General features: G+C 67.0%; 6 protein-coding genes. All 6 read right to left on the reverse strand.

The window, feature by feature from the left end:
- Positions 1-10: 10 nt before the first annotated feature.
- The gene (locus IF204_RS18630) at positions 11-979 is read right to left on the reverse strand and encodes a 2-hydroxyacid dehydrogenase (RefSeq protein ID WP_194098592.1); all 969 of its coding nucleotides are present in this window, start codon (positions 977-979) and stop codon (positions 11-13) included.
- Positions 976-1,686 carry an RraA family protein gene (locus tag IF204_RS18635; protein ID WP_194098593.1) on the reverse strand — a complete coding sequence of 237 codons (711 nt, stop codon included), beginning with the start codon at positions 1,684-1,686 and terminating at the stop codon, positions 976-978. The genes IF204_RS18630 and IF204_RS18635 overlap by 4 nt, the downstream gene beginning before the upstream one ends.
- Before the next feature lie 34 nt (positions 1,687-1,720).
- Positions 1,721-2,482 carry an SDR family NAD(P)-dependent oxidoreductase gene (locus IF204_RS18640; protein ID WP_194098602.1) on the reverse strand — a complete coding sequence of 254 codons (762 nt, stop codon included), beginning with the start codon at positions 2,480-2,482 and terminating at the stop codon, positions 1,721-1,723.
- Between the two features lie 55 nt (positions 2,483-2,537).
- Positions 2,538-3,869 (reverse strand): histidinol dehydrogenase, encoded by a 1,332-nt coding sequence (hisD, locus tag IF204_RS18645; protein ID WP_194098594.1) that lies wholly within the window; start codon positions 3,867-3,869, stop codon positions 2,538-2,540.
- 91 nt (positions 3,870-3,960) lie between these two features.
- Positions 3,961-5,865: a TRAP transporter permease gene (locus IF204_RS18650; RefSeq protein ID WP_194098595.1), complete on the reverse strand. Its 1,905-nt coding sequence runs from the start codon at positions 5,863-5,865 to the stop codon at positions 3,961-3,963.
- Between the two features lie 74 nt (positions 5,866-5,939).
- The coding region (locus IF204_RS18655; RefSeq protein WP_228069650.1) for a TAXI family TRAP transporter solute-binding subunit at positions 5,940-6,378 on the reverse strand (439 nt) is incomplete at its 5' end.

Raw genomic sequence — 6,378 nt, forward strand, 5'->3', positions numbered from 1 at the left:
GCGCGCCTGCCTAGACCACCCGGCTCGGCAGCACCTTGCCGGCAAAGAACGCGTCGAGGTTGTCGGCCGCAAGGTGCCCCATGGCTTCGCGGACCTCCCGGGTCGCCGAACCGATATGCGGCAGCAGCGTCACGTTCTCCATCGACCGCAGCGACTCCGGCACATTGGGCTCTTCGGCAAAGACATCCAGACCGGCTCCGGAAATCCGCCCCTCGGCCAGCGCGGCGATCAGCGCCTCCTCGTCGATGCTGTCTCCGCGGGCCGTGTTAACGAGGTAGGCCTCGGGCTTCATGCGCGCGATATGCTGTGCCGTCACCAGCGGCGCGGCGCCGCCGCCCGGCACATGGACCGACACCACATCCGCCGCCGCCATCACCGTGCCGATGCTGTCGAGCCGGCGTGCAGGAAAGGGCAGATCGGCGATCTCCGACCGGTTGTAATAGACGATCTCCATGCCGAAGCCCGCCGCGGCCCGCGCCGCCGTGGCACGGCCGATCCGGCCCATGCCGATGATCCCCAGCACCTTGCCCTGGATGCTGCGGCCCAGCCCCTCGACGATTGAAAACCCCTGCCAGCGCCCCTCGCGCAGCCGCTTCTCGGCGGCATAGGCGTGCCGGGTGGCCGCGAGGATCAGCAGCAGCGCAGTATCGGCGGTGGCATCGGTCAGCACGTCCGGCGTGTTCGTCACCACGACCCCCGCCTGCCGCGCGGCCTCGGTGTCGATGTTGGAATACCCGACACCCACGTTGGCAATGATGCCTGCGCGCCGGCCCTCGGCCTGCAGCATGTCTGCCGTGATCCGGTCGCTGACCGTCGGCATCACGGCGTCATGGCTGCGCAACGCCGCTGCCAGCGCCTCGGCCGACAGCGGCCTGTCGTCGGGGTTGAAGGTCACTTTATAGCCCTCGCGTAGCCGCGCCTCGACCGGCGCTGGCAGCCGGCGGGTCACCAGAAGGCTCGGGCGCGCCGCGCCGTTCATGTCCGGGCCGCCTCGAACTCTGCCCAGACCTCTTCGAGCCGGTCGATGTCGAAACCGGGCTCGCGCGCCGGACCGAGAACGATGCTTTCGCTGGCGACCACCGTCTCGATCGCCTGCTTGAGATCGGGGATCACCTCGTCGGGGATGACCAATGCGCCGTGCCGGTCGGCGTGGATCAGCTCACCCTGGGCGACCCGCATCCCCATGATGCTGACCTCGCTGCCGATATCGACCACATGCACATAGCCGTGGCTCGGCCCGATCGATCCGGCCAGCACTGGGAAGCCCTCATCGATCACATCGAGATCGCGCAGCACTCCGTTGGTGACCGCGCCGGCCAGCCCCAGACCCTTGTGCACCGCCACATGCACCTCGCCCCACCAGCCGGCGATGCAATTGGGATAATCCACATCCTCGACCACCGCCGCCGTCGGACCCGTACCGCCGGCCATGGCGCGGAAATAGTCCATCCGCCGGGCGCGGATCACCTCGGGCGCCTCGGTCGGCGGCGCCAGCCCGGAAATCCGGGCGGTCCGTGCGAAGCCCACGATCGCCGGATCGCCGGGCTTCGAATGCTGCATGGTGCCGCGGGTGAAGCGGTTGAAGCCGCGTCTGCCCTGCGCCACCTCGATGGCATTGCAGACAGTGGGGGTGTCGACCTCGCGCAGGAGAGCGAGCAGGTCGTCGGGAAGTGCAATCTCGGTCATGAGGTCTCGTCCTTTAATTTGTCTCGCCGCCGGCTCAACCCGCTGTCCAGCCGCCGTCGATCAGCAGCGAGGTGCCGGTGACCAGTGCCGCCGCATCCGAAGCCAGATAGACCACCGCGCCCATCACATCCTCGACCTCGCCGATCCGGCCGAGCTTTATCTTGCTTTCGACCCAGGCCCGCCGCTCGGGGTCCTGCAGCGTCTGCGCGCCCAGCGGCGTGGCGATGAAGGTCGGGCAGAGGCTGTTGATCCGGATGCCGGAGGGCCCCCATTCGATGGCCATGGACTTCACCATCCCTTCCAGCCCGTGCTTGCTGGCCGAGTAAACCGCGCGGTCGATGCCGCCCACATGTCCCATCTGCGATGAGATGTGGATGATCGAGCCGCGCTTGCCGGCGGCCATCATCGCCCTGGCCGCCCAGGCCGACAGGAAGTGCGCCGAGCGCAGGTTGACCCCCATCGCCGCGTCATAGTCCTCGGGCGTGGTGTCGATGGCCGGACCGTGCCGGGCGATGCCGGCGGAATTCACCACGATGTCGAAGGCCTGCCCGGCCAGCGCTGCCTCGAGCGCCGGCAGATCGCCCTGGTCGAGCACCAGTGCCTCGGCCGAGAACCCTTCGGCCTGCATGGCCGCCACGGTCTCGTTCAGCCGCGCTTCGCCGCGGGCTGCGCAGACCACATGCGCGCCCGCTTCGGCCAGCGCCACGGCGCAGCCCTGGCCGATACCCGAGGAGGCACCGGTCACCAGCGCGCGGCGCCCGTCAAGCCGCATGGACGGGGTTCGGGGCAGTTTCATCATGGCGCGTCCAGTTCTTCTTCGTTTCCGAAACATCCCGCTGCTTGCGGCCGGCTCACTCGGCGGCTTCGCGATAGGGCGCGCCGGTGCCATAGGGCACGTTCACCCCACCATAGCGCCGCACCCGGATGTTGCACTGCTCGGCATGTCCGACAAAACCCTCGAGCATGCAGAGCCGCGAGCCGTATTCGCCGATCATCGCCGCCGCCGCATCGGTTGTCACCTTCTGATAGCTGTGGGTCTTGAGGTACTTGCCCACCCAGAGCCCGCCCGTATAGCGCCCCGCCTTCTTGGTCGGCAGGGTGTGGTTGGTGCCGATCACCTTGTCCCCATTGGCCACATTGGTCCGCGGCCCAAGGAAGAGCGCGCCGTAGCAGGTCATGTGCTCGAGGAACCAGTCGTCGCGGTCGGTCATGACCTGCACGTGCTCGCTGGCGATGTCGTCGGCCACCTCCAGCATCTCCTCGTAAGTGTCGCAGACGATCACCTCGCCGTAATCCTCCCAGGACACCTTCGCGGTGCCGGCGGTGGGCAGGATGCCCAGCAGGCGGTCGATCTCGGACAGGGTCTCCTTCGCCAGCTTCTCGGAGTTGGTCAGCAGCACGCAGGGGCTGTTGTAGCCATGTTCGGCCTGCCCCAGCAGATCGGTGGCGCAAAGCTCGGCATCGGCGGCGCTGTCGTCGGCGATCACCATGGTTTCGGTCGGGCCGGCGAAGAGGTCGATCCCCACCCGGCCGAACAACTGGCGCTTGGCCTCGGCGACGAAGGCATTGCCCGGGCCCACGAGCAGGTGCACCGGGTCGATCGTCTCGGTGCCGATCGCCATCGCGCCCACCGCCTGGATGCCGCCCAGCAAGTAGATCTCGTCGGCGCCGCCCAAGTGCATCGCGGCAATGACGCCGGGGTTCGGCTCGCCATTGAACGGCGGCGTGCAGGCAACGATGCGCGGCACGCCGGCGACCTTGGCGGTCGCCACGGACATGTGCGCCGAGGCCACCATCGGAAACTTGCCGCCGGGAACGTAGCAGCCCACGGATTGTACGGGGATGTTCTTGTGGCCGAGGATCACCCCCGGCAGCGTTTCCACCTCAATGTCCTGCATCGAGTCGCGCTGGGCCTGGGCAAATTTCGTCACCTGCTCCTGGGCGAACCGGATATCAGCCAGGTCGCGCGGCGACACCTTCGCGATGATCGCCTCGATCTCGGCCTCCGACAGCCGATAGCTTTCGCGCTCACAGCTGTCGAACTTCACCGCAAGATCACGCACTGCCGCATCGCCGCGGGCGTCGATGTCCTTGAGAGTGGCAGCGACCACCGAGGCGGTCCTAGCGTCGTCCTCGGCGCGGTCCGCTTCGGGCTTGCCGCGCTTGAGATAGGTGATGGTCATGTCGGGATCTCCCCTCGTCTTTGTCTGTAGAACAGATGTTACGGGCGGCGGCCCCGGATGGTGGGGGGCCGCCGGTGAACTGCGGGTGCCGTCAGACCGCTTGCGGCCGGAGCGACTGGTGCGCCTCGGTCGCCTGCCGCGACAGCACTACCAGACCGCCCAGGATCAACGCGGCGGTGAGCGTGGCCCACCAGGGCGGCATCAGAGCAAGCCCCACCGGCAGCGCCCAGAGCACCCGCGAGACCCCGCCCCAGGGCAGGCGCGCGCCCCCCAGAAGATGCGCTACACCAAGGGCAAAGACGGCGCCGGACAGCACGGCCCGTGCGATGGCCTCGGTGCCGCCGCCGCCCAGCATGCCGGGATAGGCGAGAAACAGCATCGGCAGCGCATAGGCGGTGGCGCCGAGCCGCAGGGTCTCCATCGCCACTTTCATCCAGGGGGCCTGGGCAATGGTCGAAGCGACGAAGACGCCCAGGCAGACCGGCGGCGTGATCACCGAAAGCGCGGCGTAGTAGAGCACGAACATATGCACCACCAGCGGGTCGATGCCCTGCTGGATCAGTGCCGGGGCAAAGACCGCGGCGACCATCACATAGGCGGCCGAGGTCGGCAGACCCATGCCGGCGATCAGGCAGACGACGGCCATCAGCCCGGCGATCAGCCAGATCTGCCCCTGGCCGATGGCCAGCACCGCCGAGGTGACGGCGACGCCGAACCCGGTCAGGTTGATCATCGCCACGAAGACCTGGGCGCCGACCAGAAGAATGCCGACGATCACCACGCCCTTGCCGCCTGCCTCGAGCGCGCGCAGGATGATGCCGAAAACTGCGCGCGGGTCCTCGCCGGCGGCGATCCTCCCGATGAAGACCGCGATCAGCATGGCGATCATGCCGTAACAGGCGGTCAATTCGACCGAGTTGCCGTTGATCACCCCGAAGGCCAGCCCGCCGAGCCCCGCCGCAATTGGCGCCAGCCGGGTGAAGCTCATCGCGCCGCGCCAGTCAGGCAGATCCTCGGCGCTGACCGGGGCAAAGCTCTGGCGTCGGGCGATCACATGCACGGTTGCATAAATGCCGAGGTAGAAGAGCAGCGCCGGCACCACGCCCGCCAGCGCAATGGACCAGTAGTTCACCCCCACCAGCTCGGCCATGACGAAGGCCGCGGTCCCCATGATCGGCGGCGCCAACTGGCCACCGGTCGAGGCGATCGCCTCGACCGCGCCGGCATAGGCGGGCGGGTACTTCAGACGCTTCATCAGCGGAATGGTGAAATTGCCGGTGGTCGCCACATTGGCCACGGTCGAGCCGTTGATCGCGCCGAAGAAGCCAGAGGCGAAGGTGGCGATCTTGGCCGCTCCGCCGGGGCGTGACCCGCCGAGACGGGCCGAGAGGTCGAAGAAAGTCTCGCCGGCGCCGGTGTGCAGCAGGATCGCGCCGAACAGGACGAAAGCCGCCAGCGTGGTCGAGGCGACGTTGACCAGCATGCCCCAGAGGCCGCGGTCCGACAGGAAGATGATCTCGGTCAGATAGCCCATGTCGAAGCCGCGATGGCCGAATTGGCCGGGGATCAGGTAGCCGAAGAAGGCATATGTCACGGCGCTCAGCACGATCAGCGGGAACACCCAGTTCGACGTCCGCCGCGCCAGTTCCAACACGCATAGCAATGTGCCGAACCCCATCACCGTGTCCCGGGTGGTGGCCCAGGGCAGTTCGTTCATGATGGTTTCGTAATTGCCGATGATATAGGTGCCAGAGACGGTCACCAGGCCGACGATCGCAGCGTCGATCGCCATGCCCAGCGGACGCCAGCGGCTACCCTCGAACAGCGGATTCATCAACACCGCCAGAGCGACGATGGTCATCACGAAAAGCGAGCGCTGCACCAGCGATTCGAAGGGGCCGTTGAAGGAGGTGTAGAACACGAAGGCGCCGAGCAGGGCGGCAAGCCCGGCAATGCTCGCCTGACGGAGCTTTGTGAGAAACGGGAGGTTGGGCATCTCGGCACCTTTCGGCAGAGGAAGGTCCGGGGCGGGGCAGCAGTAAGCAACCCCGCCCGCATCGATCGGTTGCGTTACTTGAGGTGGTCCGGCACCGTCAGGCCGATTTCCTCGTAATAGCGGATCGCGCCGGGGTGCAGCGGGCTGGTGGCATATTGCAGCGTCAGCTCCGGCAGGTTGTTGCCCTTGACCGCCGGGAAGGCCGCTTCCTGCTCTGCCATGTTCTCCATCACTGCCTTGGTGATGTCATAGGCGGTCTGCTCGTCCATCCCCGGCCGCGCAGAGACGCCGATCATGAAGCCCCAGACGGTGTAGGGACCGGAGTTCTCCATCTCGCCACCGGGCATCTCGACGATTGACAACTCCGGCAGGTTCTCACGGATCTTGGCCTCTTGGGCGTCATCAACACCAAGTACCTGCAGCGAGGTGAAGGCCGCGATATCGGTGGTCAGCGCGTCGAACGAAGTGCCGACCGCGCTCTTTACGAAACCTTCGGAACGATCGTCCTTGATC

The organism is Marivivens aquimaris (assembly GCF_015220045.1).
GTDB lineage: Bacteria > Pseudomonadota > Alphaproteobacteria > Rhodobacterales > Rhodobacteraceae > Marivivens > Marivivens aquimaris.

Coding starts and splice junctions, on each gene's coding strand:
- IF204_RS18640 (WP_194098602.1), bottom strand. CDS start 2,482: ATGAAACTGCCCCGAACCCCGTCCATGCGGCTTGACGGGCGCCGCGCG.
- IF204_RS18635 (WP_194098593.1), bottom strand. CDS start 1,686: ATGACCGAGATTGCACTTCCCGACGACCTGCTCGCTCTCCTGCGCGAG.
- IF204_RS18650 (WP_194098595.1), bottom strand. CDS start 5,865: ATGCCCAACCTCCCGTTTCTCACAAAGCTCCGTCAGGCGAGCATTGCC.
- hisD (WP_194098594.1), bottom strand. CDS start 3,869: ATGACCATCACCTATCTCAAGCGCGGCAAGCCCGAAGCGGACCGCGCC.
- IF204_RS18630 (WP_194098592.1), bottom strand. CDS start 979: ATGAACGGCGCGGCGCGCCCGAGCCTTCTGGTGACCCGCCGGCTGCCA.